The organism is Stenotrophomonas sp. SMYL86 (genome assembly GCF_036320025.1).
GTDB lineage: Bacteria > Pseudomonadota > Gammaproteobacteria > Xanthomonadales > Xanthomonadaceae > Stenotrophomonas > Stenotrophomonas maltophilia_A.
Genome location: NZ_JAWIRU010000029.1, coordinates 1 through 13,583, shown reverse-complemented (window position 1 = coordinate 13,583; position 13,583 = coordinate 1). Strand labels below are relative to the sequence as shown.

The window sequence follows — 13,583 nt, the reverse complement described above, 5'->3', positions numbered from 1 at the left end:
TGCAGCGCGGCGCTGTCTGCCGTGCCTGCTCCGTGAGTCGTGCCGTGTCCTTGCGCCCCTTCCTGCTGTCGTCCCTGCTGCTGTTGTCTGCCTGTGCCAGCGCGCCTCCGCCGCCGGCCCATTCCGATGCATTGTGGCGATTGATTGAACGTGACTGCCAGGGCGCCGAAGGCCCGCGTGGCGATTGCCTGCGGGTGGAGACGGCAGCAGACCGCCGCGATGTGCTGGTCAAGGACGCGCACGGCGACTACCAGTTCCTGCTGATGCCGCTGGACAAGGTCAGCGGCATCGAGAGCCGCAGCCTGTACCAGCGTGGTGCACCCAACTACTTCGGCGCGGCCTGGCTGGCCCGCACCCACACCGAACGGGCGCTGGGCCAACCGCTGCCGCGCAACGTCGCCAGCCTGGCGCTGAATTCACCGCATGGCCGCTCGCAGCACCAGCTGCATATTCACGTGGATTGCCTGCGTGCCGACGTGCTGCAGGCGCTGGACACGCATGCTGCCGCTCTGGGCAGCCAGTGGACACCGCTGCCGGGGCTGCTGCGCGGCCATCAGTACCAGGCACGCCTGCTGCCGGGCGCAGAACTGACCGCCAATCCGCTCAATCTGCTGGCCTACGACCTCGCAGGCGTGGACGACGTCGGCCAGTGGAGCCTGGTTGTGGCGGGCCGGGACGCCGTGCAGGGCGTCCCGGGCTTCATCCTGCTGGCCACCCGTGTGGACGCGGGCACCGGCAACGAGGCCAGCGCCGAAGAGCTGCAGGACCACGCCTGCTCGGTGCTGACCGGTGCCGGCAACGCGCTGGAGCGGGTGCGCTAGTCCAGCATCCTGTGCTTGCTCCGCCACATGGGTGCGGTCAGCGCCAGCAGCTGGCGATCCTGCCAGCCATCCAGATCCAGATGATGGTCGCGCAGCAGGCCTTCCTGCTCGAAGCCGAAGGCCCGCAGCGCGGTGGCGAACGGATCACTGCAGTCCGGTGGCAGCATCACGAACAGGCGATGCAGGCCGACGTCCTCGAACAGGAAAGGACACAGCGCCTGCAGCGCCGCGTCGGCATGCGGGTGCCAATGCTGCAGCGACAGCAGTTCGGCGCTGCGCGCGTGTAGTGATTGCAGCCGTACGTGCAGCTGGTCCAGTACGTTGCCGTGCTCGTCATCGAACACCCCCAGCAGCAGCTGGTCGTTGTCCTGTTCCAGGCGTGAGCGATGCATGTGGGCGAGGAAGCGCGCTTCCTCATCGATGACGGACGGATCGCGGCGGCCGCGCCGGCGGCGGTCATCGAACAGGCGCCAGCGCGGCAGGTCGGCACGCTGGAAAGGGCGCAGGGTGACCGGTGCGGCCTGCAGCTGCAGCAGGTGACGGCGCAGCACCGGGCGCAATGGGGGAAGGAGGGAAGTGGGGTACGGGGTCATCATCCCGGGCACGATGGCCGTGCCTGCAGCCCTGCACCATTCAAAACATTGCAAAAGTGTGGTGGATGGCACTGCGGGTCTGATTCGGTTCAGGCATAAGGCCATCAGGCCTGGTCATTTCCGTTGAACCCCCCCATTCAGGACACTTTCGTTACGGGATCGTTATGCGCCGTACAGGCCGCTGCCCCCGTACCACCACCCGCCCAACTCCCCAGGAAGCCCATGTCCGCCTCCCACAAGGCGCTGCGCCCGCGTCCGCTGGTGCTCGCACTGTCGTCCCTGATGCTGGTCTCGCTGCCGGCCTTCGCGCAGGAAAGCGCACCCACCACATTGCAGGAAGTGAAGGTCACCGGCTCGCGCATTCCACGCGCCAGTGTCGAGGGCCCGTCGCCGGTGACGGTGATCAGCCGCGAACAGATCGATGCGCAGGGCTACCGCAATGCCTTCGACGCACTGAGCGCGCTGACCGAGAACACCGGCAACGTACAGGGCGAGGACTTCGGCAACACCTTCACCCCGGCCGCCAACACCATCAACCTGCGCGGGCTGGGCCCGAACCGCACGCTGGTGCTGGTCAACGGCCGCCGCCAGGCCGACTACCCACTGGCCTACGAAGGGTCGGTGAACGTGGTCAACCTGGCCAACATTCCCAGTGCGCTGATCGAGCGCATCGAGGTCCTGGCGGCAGGTGCGTCTGCGGTATACGGCTCCGACGCCATCGCCGGCGTGGTCAACATCATCCTCAAGGACCGCTTTGAGGGCGTGGATGTGAACGTGCGCGCCGGTGGCACCCAGCAGGGCGGCGGCGACAACCAGCGCGCGCAGGTGGTCGGTGGTAGTTCCGGCGAGCGCTGGGATGCGCTGTTCGGCTTCGAGTTCGATGTGCGCAAGGCGATCCACGCGCGCCAGCGCGATTTCATGGATTCGCTGGACGATGATCCGGCCGGCAAGGCACCGCAGGCGACCGCGATCGCCTATCGCCGCAATGCCGCCACCGGCCGCAACAGCGATCCGGGCGTCACTGGCTGCGACGGGGCGTCTGCCATCTATGGCGGCAGCGTGTTCCGCGCCTTCAACCCTCGCCAGGGCTGGTACTGCGGCAGCAACGAGGCCGCCGCCAGCTACTGGACCGTGCAGACCCAGAAGCGCAACCTCAATGGCTATGGCCTGCTGACCTTCCACGTCAACGAGACCACTGACCTGTTCGCCGATGTCGCCGTGGGCAGCGCGCGGATCTACAACAACACGCGTGCGCCAACCTGGACCTCGGCCCGCAACTACTTCTACAACCAGACCACCGGCAACCTGGAAAGCTGGTACCGCCGCTTCGCGCCGGAGGAAATCGGCGGCCTGCCGCGCAATGCCAACCGCTTCCTGGAAAACTCGTGGTCGTTCAACGTCGGTGCACGTGGCCAGATCGGCGACAGCGGCTGGGACTATGAGGCGGTCTACAGCCGCTCGCGATACGAGAACCGCACCCGCCGCCCGGTACTGCTGGCCGGCATCAACGAATACCTGCTCGGCCCCAAGCTGGGTGTGCGCAACGGCGTTGAGGTCTATGCACCGGATCCGGCGCGCCTGTTCCAGCCGTTGACCCCGAACGAGTACGAGGGGCTGTCCGACTACCAGGAAAGCCGTAACGCGGCATGGCTGCAGACCTTCAGCGCCAGCGTCAACGGCCGCCTGTTCACGCTGCCTGGGGGCGATGCGGCGTTGGCAGCGGTGGTCGAGGCCGGCAGCCAGGGGTATCGCAACCGACCGGACCCGCGCCTGGGCAGCGGCGAGTTCTGGAACACCAGTGCAGGCGTCGGCGCCGGTGGCGAGCGTGACCGCTACGCTGCAGGTGTGGAGCTGCAATTGCCGCTGCTGCAGTCGCTGACCACCACCCTGGCCGGTCGTTATGACCAGTACCGTGCCGGTGGCGAGCACATCGGCAAGGCCACCTGGAGTTTCGGCGTCGAGTTCCGTCCGATCGAGAGCCTGCTGATCCGTGGTACGGCGGCGACCAGCTTCCGTGCGCCGGACATGAACTACGTGTTTGCCACCGAAACCCGCGGCTACAACCCGGGCATGACCGATTACTGGCGCTGCCGCACTGCGGGCCAGTCGTACGACAACTGCGACTACAACGGCCTGTCGATTGATTACAGCAACCGCGCCAATGCGCAGCTGCAGCCGGAATCGGCCAAGTCGTATGGTTTCGGCGTGGTCTGGTCGCCGCTGTCCGGCCTGGATTTCAGCGCTGACTACTACGACATCCGCATCGACAACGAAGTGACCAGCCTCGATACCAGCCGCATCCTGCGTGATGAGGCCGATTGCCGCCTGGGCCGGACGCTGGGCGGCGAAGCGCGCGATATCGGTTCGCCGCTGTGCCAGGACGCGCTGTCGCGGGTGATCCGCAATCCGTCCAATGCCACCGTGCAGCCGGACCAGGTGACCCGCGTGCTGATCAATCCGATCAACGCGGCCTCCGAATCGGTTCGCGGCCTGGACCTGAAGGGCAACTGGCGTTTCGATGCCGGCCGCTATGGCCGCTTCACCACGCGCCTGGCCTACACCGTGGTGCTGGAGCACAAATACCGACAGTTCTCCGATGATCCGGAGCGTGACATTCGCAATTCGCTGGATGACTACCAGTGGCGCAGCAAAGCCAACGGCAGCATCACCTGGAACCAGGGCGACTGGACCACCACGCTGTACGGCAACCGCTTCGGCTCGCTGCCGAAGACCGATGGCAGTGGCCGCATCGCGCCGTACATGACCTACAACGCCAGCGTGTTCCGCCAGTTCGGCGAGAACCTGTCGGTGGGTGTGATCGTCAACAACCTGCGTGACAGCCGCCCGCCGGCGGACAAGAACGGTGGCGGCTGGCCGTTCTACCCGGTCGGCAACTACGACCCGTATGGCCGCCAGTACTGGGTGCAGCTGGACTACCGGTTCCGCTGATCCGGCAGGCGAACGAAAGGCCCGGCATTGCCGGGCTTTTCTTTGTGCAGTGCATCCGTGTTGCCGCTGCGCGCGTGGCATGCTGTGGCGCTACCCGGAGGAGGATGCGCATGGATGTCAGGGTGTGGAGCGTGATTGCAGTGGTGGCCATTGCAGGTTGCAGTGGCAGGCAGGCGGCCAGCGTGGAGGATGCCGCGGAGGTGGCCAATGCCGCGCCTGCGCAGTCTCACGCGCAGCCAGCGGAGCACGCTGGGCCATCGCGCGCGGCAACGGCATCGAGTGCCACGACGGCTGCCGCTGGGCTCGCGCAACCGGAGGGGCACTTCCTCGAGGGCGAGCGTATGCTGCTGAGCGAGGGTGCGGTGTCCGTGCAGAAGAGCGAGGCGCTGCTGGGTTCCGACAAGGCTTTCGCGCAGGCGATCAGCCAGTTCGAGCGCGATGCGGCCGGGCACCCGGAAGTGCAGGACCTGACCCGGCTCTACAGGACGGCCGCGACCCGGCTCATCGGCAGCGACGGCACGCTGGTGTCTTTCGCCTGTGGCTACAGCCTGTGTGTTGGCGAGATCCGAAGCCGTACCGATGAGGATTTCAGTGCCTGGTCCGAGGCGATCGGCACGGACAAGGCGGCCCCGGTCTACAGTCTGACCACGGCGCCGATGACATGGGGCAGGGACCAGCGTGGTGGGCGCTTCGTGTTCTCGGTGGATCCTGCAGCCAACGCCATCACGGGCCCGTAGCCGTCGGATGCCCGGCGCCGCGGCGCGTTACGGAAGCGCCTGCTGCAGGTACGACTCGATGACGTAACTGAAAGGCTGCTGCTGGCGGTCGCGCAGCAGGGCACGCACTTCCAGGATCACGCCGTGATCGCCTTCGCCCCGCGGCGGCCAGAACGTCTGGTCAGCCAGGGTCTGGCGCTGGAAGCCGAGCGGGCCGACCACGCGACCGAACGGTTCGTCGGTGCTGTCCAGCACCTGGTTCATGGCCGGGCTGAGGTGACCAGGCAGGTACCAGTTGTCGGCCTCGGACAGCACGCGGCTGCCGCAGACCAGCTGCACGCGGCGATAGCGCAGGTCGGTACCCGGCTTCACGCCCAGCGCCTGCAGCACGTCGGCGGGGGCAGGCTTGTCCTGGCCGTGTATGCGCACGGCGCGCACCCGCGCCTGTTCGGCCAGGCCGTGCTCTGCGCACCAGTGTTCCAGCGTGGCGGTGGCGCTCTGCCCGGACAGCACGCGCTGGTGCAGGCGCTCGACCAGCGCAGCCGGGGCGATGCGCTGCTGGCCTGGCGGCGACTGCAGCGGCGCGGCGGCCGCAGCATCAGTGGCGGACAGGCTGGCGATCGGAGCGGCGGCAAGCAGGGACGCGGCCTGCCAGCGGCGGAGACGATCGTGGCGGTCGGACGGGCCCATGCGGCATCACAGCGGAAACAGGCGCCCATGTTACCCGTTCAGGGGTGTGCACGGCGTGGCTGCGACCGGTTGTCGCAGGGGGAATCATCGTTCTGATGAATGTGTGGCATCCAGATATTTCGTTGGCCGATGGCACTATCGAGGCGCAGGATGGCGCCAATCTTGGCTTTCCGGGAATTCCCGATGACCCTGCAGTTCATCCACGGCGGTGTCGACCGCGACGGCGCGCCACTGCATTTCCATATCCGTGATGGCCGCATCAGCGGGCTCAATGGCGAGGCGGCGCCGGCTGAAGGGGCGGAATGCGTCGACCTGCAGGGCTTCGCGGTGCTGCCCGGGCTGGTCGACGGCCACATTCACCTCGACAAGAGCTTCGTCGGCGACCGTTGGCACCCGCATCAGCCAGTGAACAGCCTGCGTGAGCGGCTGGCGGTGGAAAAGGCGGCAGTGGCGGCTGCGGCGCCGATGGTCGATCGCGCCGAGGCGCTGATTCGCCAGTGCAGCGGCTTCGGCACAGTGGCGATGCGCTGTCATGTTGATATCGATGGCAGCACCGGCCTGGGCCACCTGGAAGCGGTGCGCGAGGCCGCGCTGCGCTGCGCCGGCATCATGCGCATCCAGCTGGTGGCGTTCCCGCAGGCCGGGGTGATGTCCTGCGCGGGTACCGCAGCGGTGCTTGAGCAGGCCCTTGCAGCGGGTGTGGACGTGCTGGGCGGCATCGATCCGACCACGCTCGATGGCGATGCCGAGGGCCAGCTGGCACTGTTGTTCGGCCTGGCCGAGCGCTATGGCGTGCAGCTGGACATCCACCTGCATGAGCCTGGCGAAACCGGCCTGGCCCAGCTGCTGCGTATCGCCGCGCGGACCCGGGCCGCCGGCCTGCAGGGAAGGGTGGCGGTCAGTCATGCTTATTCGCTGGGCGAGGTGCCGCTGGCACGCGCGCTGCAGGTGGGCGAGGCGCTGGCGACGGCGGGTGTGGCGATCATGAGCAACGCGCCGGGCGATCATCCATTCCCGCCGCTGCGCGCGCTGCATGATGCCGGTGTGCGCGTGTTCGCGGGCAACGACAACATCCGTGACTGCTGGTGGCCGTATGGCAACGGCGATCTGTTGCAGCGGGCGATGCTGCTGGGCTACCGCTCCGGCTTCCATACCGATGCCGACCTGATGCTGGCGCTGGACATGGTGACCACCCATGCCGCGCAGGTGATCGGGCTGCCGCAGTACGGTCTTGTGGAAGGGCATCCGGCCACTTTCGTGGCGGTGCGTGCCGACCACGGCCCGGCCGCTGTGGCCGGGGTGCCGGTGGAGCGCCGCGTGGTAGTTGATGGCCGTTGGCTGTAGATCCAGGCCATGCGTGGATGAATGTGGCCGCGCGGTGGTTCCATCCACGCATGGCCTGGATCTACCCACGACGCCACGCCAGTTCCGGTTGCGCCGAGCCATGCTCGGCAGCTTTTCAGGCGTAATCGTCGGCGCGGGTGGCGACAAATTCCTCAAGCCACGCCAGCAGATGTGCGATGTCGATGAGCTCGCCCTGCTCGATGCGCTTGAGCAGCAGCGTGCTGGCGCCGATCTGCAGGCTGCTGTCGGCATAGCGCAGCACCGCGTCGATGCCCCAGGCATCGGTGACCTGCATCCAGGCCAGGCCCGGCACGCGCTGGGCCAGGGTGTCACCGAACGCCACGCCCAGTGCTTCCCAGCCATCGCAGTCGTCGCGGTCGATCAGCTCGGCATCGACCACGCGCTGCAGCGTGGTGGCCGCCAGCGGCCACTGCACCGGCAACGTCGGAAAGCCGGCGGCCACGCGCGCAGCGATCAGCAAGCGCTGGTGCTGCAGATGCGTCTGCAGTGCAGCGGGCAGGGGATCGAAGCGGGTGGGGATTTCATCGGACATGGCGAGGCGCCGTGGGGCACGGAAACTAGGGCGACTGTAGCCTGCGATGTAGTGCCCTGGTGCGGCAGGTCTGATCAGATATCGATGATCAATGCGCTAGATCCATGCCCGCGCTGGACAATGTGGCTGTCGAGGTTGCCGGCCAGCGGCCGGCACTACCTCATGTGCGGTGCTCAGTCCGGTTCGCGCTGCACCTGGCGCCACAGTTCGCTGGCCAGCGCGCGCACGGCATCATCTGCGTCGGCACGATGCAGCAGGCCGATCTCGTAATTGTCGATCACCGGCAGCTCGCGTTCGCCATCGATGATGCGGTGATCGCGGGTGACCGCGCGGCGTGGCAGCAGGCTGATGCCGATGCCATCGGCCACCGCACCCTGGATGCCACTCAGCGACGAACTGGTGAAGGCGATGCGCCAGCGCAGGCCCAGCGCCTCCACGGCGTGGATCATCTCGTCGCGGTACAGCCCGCGTGGCGGGAAGGTGACCAGCGGCAGCGGGTCCAGCTGCAGGCAGCTGCTGCGCAGGCTGTCGATCCAGTGCATCGGCTCGCGCCGGCAATGCACCGCCTGGCGGCTGTTGCGGCGTTGCTTGACCAGCACCAGGTCCAGCTCGCCGTGGTCGAAGCCCTGCGCGAGGTCACGGCTGAGGCCGCTGCTGATCTCCAGCTTCACCTGCGGGTGGCGGCGGCTGAAAGCGGCCAGCATGCGTGTGGTCTGCGCGTTGACGAAGTCCTCGGGGACACCGATGCGCACCGCAGTTTCCACGGTGGCGCCGGCCAGCGCCTGTGCCATTTCCTCGTTCAGGTCGAGCATGCGCCGCGCGTAGCCGAGCAGGGTGTGGCCGGCATCGGTGGGGTGTACGTCGCGGTGGCCGCGTTCGAGCAGGCGATGCCCGGCCAGTTCCTCCAGCCGGCGCACCTTCTGGCTGACCGTGGACTGGGTCGAATGCAGGCGCGTGGCCGCCGTGGTGAAGCTGCCGCAGTCGGCCACCATCACCAGCGCCCGCAGCAGGTCCAGTTCGAACAGGGTTCTATTCGATTTGGCACTGTCTTGCATTTGAACATTTCACTTCTGGATACCCAGGCCGACTTCTACCATGCAGGGCAGGGGCCGGCAATGCCCGGCTGTTGCTACCGTCGCACGGCGTTCCGTGGCGACGGTCATGAGGAGACACCGTCATGCGCGTCCATCGTTCCCCTGGCTGGCCTGCGCCGTTCGCGCGCGTGCTGCTGTTGTTCCTGCTGGCCATGGTCTCCCCGGCCTGCACCGCAACGTCCAAAGCCGACGTCGATGGCCGCCTGCGCGATGCTGCCAGCCGTGGCGATGCCGATGCGGTGCGACAGGCAATCGAGGATGGCGCCACGCTGGAGGCGCGTGATGGCCAGGGCCGTACCGCGCTGCTGCTGGCCACGCATGGCAACAATGTAGACGCCGCGCGTGAACTGATCGAAGCCGGCGCCGACGTCAATGCCAAGGACGCCATGCAGGACAGCGCCTACCTGTACGCCGGCGCGCGTGGACTGGACGAGATCCTGGCGATGACCCTGGCGCATGGCGCCGACCTGCGCAGCACCAACCGCTACGGCGGCACCGCCTTGATTCCCGCCGCCGAGCGCGGCCACGTCGCCACCGTGCGCACGCTGCTGCGTGCCGGCGTCGCTGTAGACCATGTCAACCGCCTGCACTGGACCGCGCTGCTGGAAGCGATCCTGCTCGGTGACGGCGGCGCGCGCCACGTGCAGATCGTGCAGCTGCTGCTGGAGGCCGGCGCCGACCCCGAGCTGGCCGACGGCGACGGTGTGACGCCGCTGGCGCACGCGCGCCAGCGCGGCTATACCGGAATTGAAACCCTGCTGCGCCAGCACGGCGCGGTGCGCTGAAGACTGTTCCCTTCCACCCCGCACGCTGGTCGTGCCCATCAGGATGCTGTCCATGTTCCGTTCCCGTCCGTTGTCCCTTGCCATCCTCCTTGCAGTGGCCCCGCTGTCGGCGTCTGCTGCCGAGCGCGCCGACCTGCTGATCCGCAATGCCACCGTGGTCGATGTCGAGCACGCCAGCACCCTGGCGGGGCAGAGCGTGGTGATCCGTGGCGAGGATATCGTGGCCGTCGGCCCGGACGCGCAGCTGCGCAGCCAATGGAGCGCGGCCCGCCAGATCGATGCCAAGGGCAAGTACCTGATTCCGGGGCTGTGGGACATGCACGTGCACTTCGGTGGTGGCCCGGCGCTGATCGAAGAGAACAAGGCGCTGCTGCCGCTATATATCGCGCACGGCATCACCACCGTGCGCGACTGTTCCGGTGACCTGCCCGAGCAGGTGCTGCAGTGGCGCGGCGAGATCGCCAAGGGCACGCTGTTTGGTCCGCGCCTGCTCAGTTCGGGCGCGAAGATCGAAGGCATCAAGCCGGTCTGGAAGGGTACGATCGAAGTGGGCAGCGAGGCCGACGCCGACAAGGCGATCGCCCGCCTGCAGCACGACAAGGTTGATTTCGTGAAGATCACCGACAGCACGCTGAAGCCGGAGCTGTTCCTGTACTCGGCCAGTGCTGCGCGCAAGGCCGGCTTCAAGGCCTCGGGGCATATTCCGATGGCACTGACCGTGGAGCAGGCGGTCGATGCGGGCCTGGCCTCGATCGAGCATCTGGATTATGCATTCAAGGCCGGCAGCAAGGACGAAGCGCAGATCGCCGCCGACTTCGGTGCCGGTCGCATCGACCGCGCCGAAGCCAACCGCCGCCTCGACGCCAGCTTCGATCGTGATACGGCGATGCACGCCTACCGCGATTTCGCCAAGCGCGGCGTGTTCGTGACCCCGACCCTCAACGGTGGCCGCATCCTCGATTTCCTTGACCAGGATAACCACGCCAACGATCCGTACCTGGCCTACATCGGCCCGGGCCTGCGCGCGACCTACCAGTGGCGCGTGGACCGCGCGGCGAAGGCCACGCCGGCACAGATCGAAGCGCGCCACGCGCAGTACCACCAGGTGGCCGCGGTGCTGCCGATGCTGCAGGAAGCCGGTGTGACGATCATTGCGGGCACCGATGCGGGCTTCCTCAACTCGTTCAACTTCCCGGGCATCGCCCTGCACCAGGAATTGCAGCTGTTCGTGAAGGAAGGCCTGAGCGCACCGCAGGCGCTGTCGGCCGCAACCCGTTCCGGCCCGGCCTGGTTCGGCCAGATGGACCGCTACGGTGGTGTCGCACAGGGCAAGGCCGCCGATCTGGTACTGCTGACCGCCAACCCACTGCAGGACATTGCTGCCACCGAAAAGATCGACAGCGTGATCCTGCGCGGCAACGTGTATGACCGCGCCGCGCTGGACAAGATGCTGGCCGACACCAAGGCCAGGGTCGCAGCGTGGAATGCCGAGGCGGCCAAGGCCAACTGATTGCGGGGCGGGGCAGAATCCACGCATGGCGTGGATGATGCGGCCGATGACCTAACGCGGCGCCGGCCGCATTCCATGCAATTGCGGCAGCGCGGCCTTCATCGCATCGATGAAGGCGCGCAGCCGCGGCGGCTGATGGCGCGCGGCGGGAAACACCACGTGTACCGGCAGTGCCGGCGCCTGCCAGTCCGGCAGCAGCTGCACCAGCCGCCCTTGTGCGAGATCGTCGGCCACCAGCCAGGCCGAGACCACCGCTGCGCCCAGCCCCGCACATGCGGCCTGCTGCACCACGAACAGGTTGTCGCTGAGCAGGCGCGGGCTGATCGACAGCGTATGCGCGCGGCCCTGTGCGTCATGCAGCAGCAGGCGTTCGCGGTAGTAGGTGACCAGCGAGATCCACGGCAGTGACTGCGCCTGTTCTGGAGTGCTGATCGCGGTGGCCTGCACCAGCGAGGGTGCTGCCACGACGATGCGCGGCACTTCGGCGAGCGGTAGTGCGACCATGCGCGGTTCGTCGACGGGGCCCACCCGCACCGCGCAGTCGATGCCTTCTGCGATGAAGTCCGGGCGCCGATCCTCGAGGATCCACTCCAGGCTCAGCTGCGGGTGCTGGGCGAGGAACGCGAGCATGGTCGGCAGCAGCTGCGCCTGGCCGAAGGCGTGCGGCACCATCACCCGCAAACGTCCACGCAGCGTTTCCGGTTCGCCGTGCAGTTCGGCCTGTAGCGACTCCCATTCGTCGACCACGCGTTGCGCATGACGCTGGCAGCGCAGGCCATCCTCGGTCAGCTGCAGGCCGTGGGTGGAGCGCTGCAGAAGGCGCAGGCCTAACTGCCGCTCCAGGGCCTGAAGGCGGCGGCTGACCGTCGGCTGGGTGGTGCCCAGCTGCACGGCCGCAGCAGACAGGCTGCCGGCATCGACGATGCGCAGGAAGGTGCGCAGCAGATCCAGACGATCGGCGCCGGTGGCGAGGTCATTCATGCGCTTTACGTATGAAGTGTATGTGCGGAAGCCTACTACAGACGCCTCGCGAATACCGGCAGGATACGCCCACTTCCCCCACCGGACTCTCCCATGTCTACCCCCTCGCTGTCCGTCGCTGCGGCACCCACGACCGCACCCTCCACCCCGCTGGTGATGGCGATGGCAGCCGGCGCCGGCTTCTCGGTTGCCTCGCTGTACTACAGCCAGCCGATGCTGGGCCTGATCGCCCAGGATCTCGGCGCCGGCGAGCGCGCTGCCGGCCTGGTACCGACCTTGACCCAGCTGGGATATGCGCTTGGCATTCTGCTGCTGGCGCCGTTGGGCGATCGGTTCGACCGCCGCAACCTGATCCTGTGGAAGTCCGCGTTGCTGGCGTTGGCGTTGGGCGCTGCTGCGATGGCTGGCCACCTGCCGGGCCTGCTGATGGCCAGCCTGCTGGTCGGGCTGATGGCCACGCTGGCGCAGGACATCGTGCCGGCTGCAGCGGTGCTGGCGCCGGATGTGCAGCGCGGCCAGATCGTCGGCCGGGTGATGACCGGCCTGCTGCTCGGAATCCTGTTGTCACGGGTGGTCAGTGGCGTAGTGGCCGAAGCGTGGGGTTGGCGCACGCAGTTCGTGCTGGCCGCGGTATCAGTGGCGGCGATGGGAGCGGTGATGGCGCGTGCGCTGCCGCGCTTCGCACCGACCAGCACACTGCGCTATCCGGCGTTGTTGGGTTCGTTGCTGGCGTTGTGGCGGGAGCAGCCACAGCTGCGCCGTGCGGTGGCCAGCCAGTCGCTGCTGGCGGTGGGCTTCAGCGCGTTCTGGTCAACCCTCGCGCTGATGCTGCATGCACGGTTGGGGCTGGGTAGTGCCGCAGCGGGTGCATTCGGCATTGCCGGTGCGGCCGGCGCATTGGCCGCGCCGTTTGCGGGTCGATTCGCCGATCGCTTGGGTTGCCACGCCGTGGCGCGGCTGGCGATCGCAGTGGCGCTGCTGGGCTTTGGCCTGCTGTTGACCGAGTCGTGGCTGCCGGCCGCTGCGCTGCTACCGCTGCTGGTGGTGAGCGCGCTGCTGTTCGACTTCGGCTTCCAGTCGGCGCTGGTGGCGCACCAGACGTTGGTCTACGGACTGGTGCCGCCGGCACGCAGCCGGCTCAATGCGTTGCTGTTCACGGGCATGTTCATCGGCATGGCCGCCGGTGGTGCGCTGGGCAGCCTGGCGCTGGCGCAGTGGGGTTGGAACGGCGTGGCCTGGCTGGCGGTGGTGTGCGCGGGTGGCAGCCTGCTGCTGCGTTTGAGGTAAGGATGGTGTTCGGCAGGGCTTGCAGCCCTGCACCTGCTGGAAGCTGGAGCAACAGCAACAGCAACAGCAACAGCAACAGCAACGGCGGGTTTCCTGTGGGGTGGTGGGGGGGGGGGGGGGGGGGGGGGGGCGGCGGGCGGCCCCCCCCTCCCGCCTGTGGGGGGCGCCCCCCCCCCCCCCCCCCGCCCCCCCCCCCCCCCCCCCCCCCCCCCCGCCCCACCTCTGACAGATTCCGGTGGCTGTTGGTAGGTGTCGACCTT

At 67.8% G+C, this 13,583-nt stretch carries 12 protein-coding genes; 7 read left to right on the top strand and 5 right to left on the bottom strand.

Annotated features, from left to right (window positions below; translation table 11 throughout):
- Positions 1-44: 44 nt before the first annotated feature.
- Positions 45-821 (top strand): CDP-diacylglycerol diphosphatase, encoded by a 777-nt coding sequence (locus tag V3B64_RS20980; RefSeq protein ID WP_164081234.1) that lies wholly within the window; start codon positions 45-47, stop codon positions 819-821.
- On the opposite strand, the gene V3B64_RS20975 is transcribed toward V3B64_RS20980, so the two are convergent.
- On the bottom strand, positions 818-1,417 hold the full coding sequence (locus V3B64_RS20975) for a GNAT family protein (RefSeq protein ID WP_071229112.1): 600 nt from the start codon (positions 1,415-1,417) through the stop codon (positions 818-820). The genes V3B64_RS20980 and V3B64_RS20975 overlap by 4 nt on opposite strands.
- 219 nt (positions 1,418-1,636) lie before the next feature.
- On the opposite strand from V3B64_RS20975, the gene V3B64_RS20970 reads away from it, so the two are divergent.
- Complete coding sequence (locus V3B64_RS20970) at positions 1,637-4,363, top strand: TonB-dependent receptor (RefSeq protein WP_329914886.1); 2,727 nt, start codon at positions 1,637-1,639, stop codon at positions 4,361-4,363.
- Positions 4,364-4,473: 110 nt separating this feature from the next.
- On the top strand, positions 4,474-5,100 hold the full coding sequence (locus V3B64_RS20965) for a hypothetical protein (protein WP_049398455.1): 627 nt from the start codon (positions 4,474-4,476) through the stop codon (positions 5,098-5,100).
- A gap of 27 nt (positions 5,101-5,127) precedes the next feature.
- Here V3B64_RS20965 and V3B64_RS20960 read toward each other — a convergent pair whose 3' ends face one another.
- Positions 5,128-5,769 carry a hypothetical protein gene (locus V3B64_RS20960; protein ID WP_049398456.1) on the bottom strand — a complete coding sequence of 214 codons (642 nt, stop codon included), beginning with the start codon at positions 5,767-5,769 and terminating at the stop codon, positions 5,128-5,130.
- Positions 5,770-5,952: 183 nt separating this feature from the next.
- Here V3B64_RS20960 and V3B64_RS20955 point away from each other — a divergent pair, with 183 nt between their 5' ends.
- Complete coding sequence (locus tag V3B64_RS20955; RefSeq protein ID WP_071229109.1) at positions 5,953-7,113, top strand: amidohydrolase family protein; 1,161 nt, start codon at positions 5,953-5,955, stop codon at positions 7,111-7,113.
- Between the two features lie 115 nt (positions 7,114-7,228).
- On the opposite strand, the gene V3B64_RS20950 is transcribed toward V3B64_RS20955, so the two are convergent.
- Positions 7,229-7,666 carry a DUF3806 domain-containing protein gene (locus tag V3B64_RS20950; protein WP_132810334.1) on the bottom strand — a complete coding sequence of 146 codons (438 nt, stop codon included), beginning with the start codon at positions 7,664-7,666 and terminating at the stop codon, positions 7,229-7,231.
- A 173-nt stretch (positions 7,667-7,839) separates the two neighbouring features.
- Complete coding sequence (locus V3B64_RS20945; RefSeq protein WP_329914883.1) at positions 7,840-8,721, bottom strand: LysR substrate-binding domain-containing protein; 882 nt, start codon at positions 8,719-8,721, stop codon at positions 7,840-7,842.
- Positions 8,722-8,843: 122 nt separating this feature from the next.
- Between V3B64_RS20945 and V3B64_RS20940 the strand changes: the two genes are divergently transcribed.
- Together V3B64_RS20940 and V3B64_RS20935 are read left to right on the top strand one after the other, a co-directional pair.
- Positions 8,844-9,545, top strand: coding sequence for an ankyrin repeat domain-containing protein (locus V3B64_RS20940; RefSeq protein ID WP_121503527.1), 702 nt, complete (start codon positions 8,844-8,846; stop codon positions 9,543-9,545).
- 52 nt (positions 9,546-9,597) lie between these two features.
- Positions 9,598-11,055: an amidohydrolase family protein gene (locus V3B64_RS20935; protein ID WP_329914882.1), complete on the top strand. Its 1,458-nt coding sequence runs from the start codon at positions 9,598-9,600 to the stop codon at positions 11,053-11,055.
- A gap of 51 nt (positions 11,056-11,106) precedes the next feature.
- Here V3B64_RS20935 and V3B64_RS20930 read toward each other — a convergent pair whose 3' ends face one another.
- On the bottom strand, positions 11,107-12,036 hold the full coding sequence (locus tag V3B64_RS20930) for a LysR family transcriptional regulator (protein ID WP_329914881.1): 930 nt from the start codon (positions 12,034-12,036) through the stop codon (positions 11,107-11,109).
- Between the two features lie 93 nt (positions 12,037-12,129).
- Between V3B64_RS20930 and V3B64_RS20925 the strand changes: the two genes are divergently transcribed.
- A complete protein-coding gene (locus V3B64_RS20925; protein ID WP_121503526.1) occupies positions 12,130-13,323 on the top strand; it encodes an MFS transporter in 1,194 nt (397 codons plus the stop codon).
- The last annotated feature ends 260 nt before the right edge of the window (positions 13,324-13,583 follow it).

Bases quoted from the DNA above. Each gene is read 5' to 3' on its own strand.
- V3B64_RS20940 (WP_121503527.1), top strand. From the start codon at position 8,844: ATGCGCGTCCATCGTTCCCCTGGCTGGCCTGCGCCGTTCGCGCGCGTG.
- V3B64_RS20930 (WP_329914881.1), bottom strand. From the start codon at position 12,036: ATGAATGACCTCGCCACCGGCGCCGATCGTCTGGATCTGCTGCGCACC.
- V3B64_RS20925 (WP_121503526.1), top strand. From the start codon at position 12,130: ATGTCTACCCCCTCGCTGTCCGTCGCTGCGGCACCCACGACCGCACCC.
- V3B64_RS20945 (WP_329914883.1), bottom strand. From the start codon at position 8,721: ATGCAAGACAGTGCCAAATCGAATAGAACCCTGTTCGAACTGGACCTG.
- V3B64_RS20975 (WP_071229112.1), bottom strand. From the start codon at position 1,417: ATGATGACCCCGTACCCCACTTCCCTCCTTCCCCCATTGCGCCCGGTG.
- V3B64_RS20965 (WP_049398455.1), top strand. From the start codon at position 4,474: ATGGATGTCAGGGTGTGGAGCGTGATTGCAGTGGTGGCCATTGCAGGT.
- V3B64_RS20960 (WP_049398456.1), bottom strand. From the start codon at position 5,769: ATGGGCCCGTCCGACCGCCACGATCGTCTCCGCCGCTGGCAGGCCGCG.
- V3B64_RS20970 (WP_329914886.1), top strand. From the start codon at position 1,637: ATGTCCGCCTCCCACAAGGCGCTGCGCCCGCGTCCGCTGGTGCTCGCA.
- V3B64_RS20950 (WP_132810334.1), bottom strand. From the start codon at position 7,666: ATGTCCGATGAAATCCCCACCCGCTTCGATCCCCTGCCCGCTGCACTG.
- V3B64_RS20955 (WP_071229109.1), top strand. From the start codon at position 5,953: ATGACCCTGCAGTTCATCCACGGCGGTGTCGACCGCGACGGCGCGCCA.
- V3B64_RS20935 (WP_329914882.1), top strand. From the start codon at position 9,598: ATGTTCCGTTCCCGTCCGTTGTCCCTTGCCATCCTCCTTGCAGTGGCC.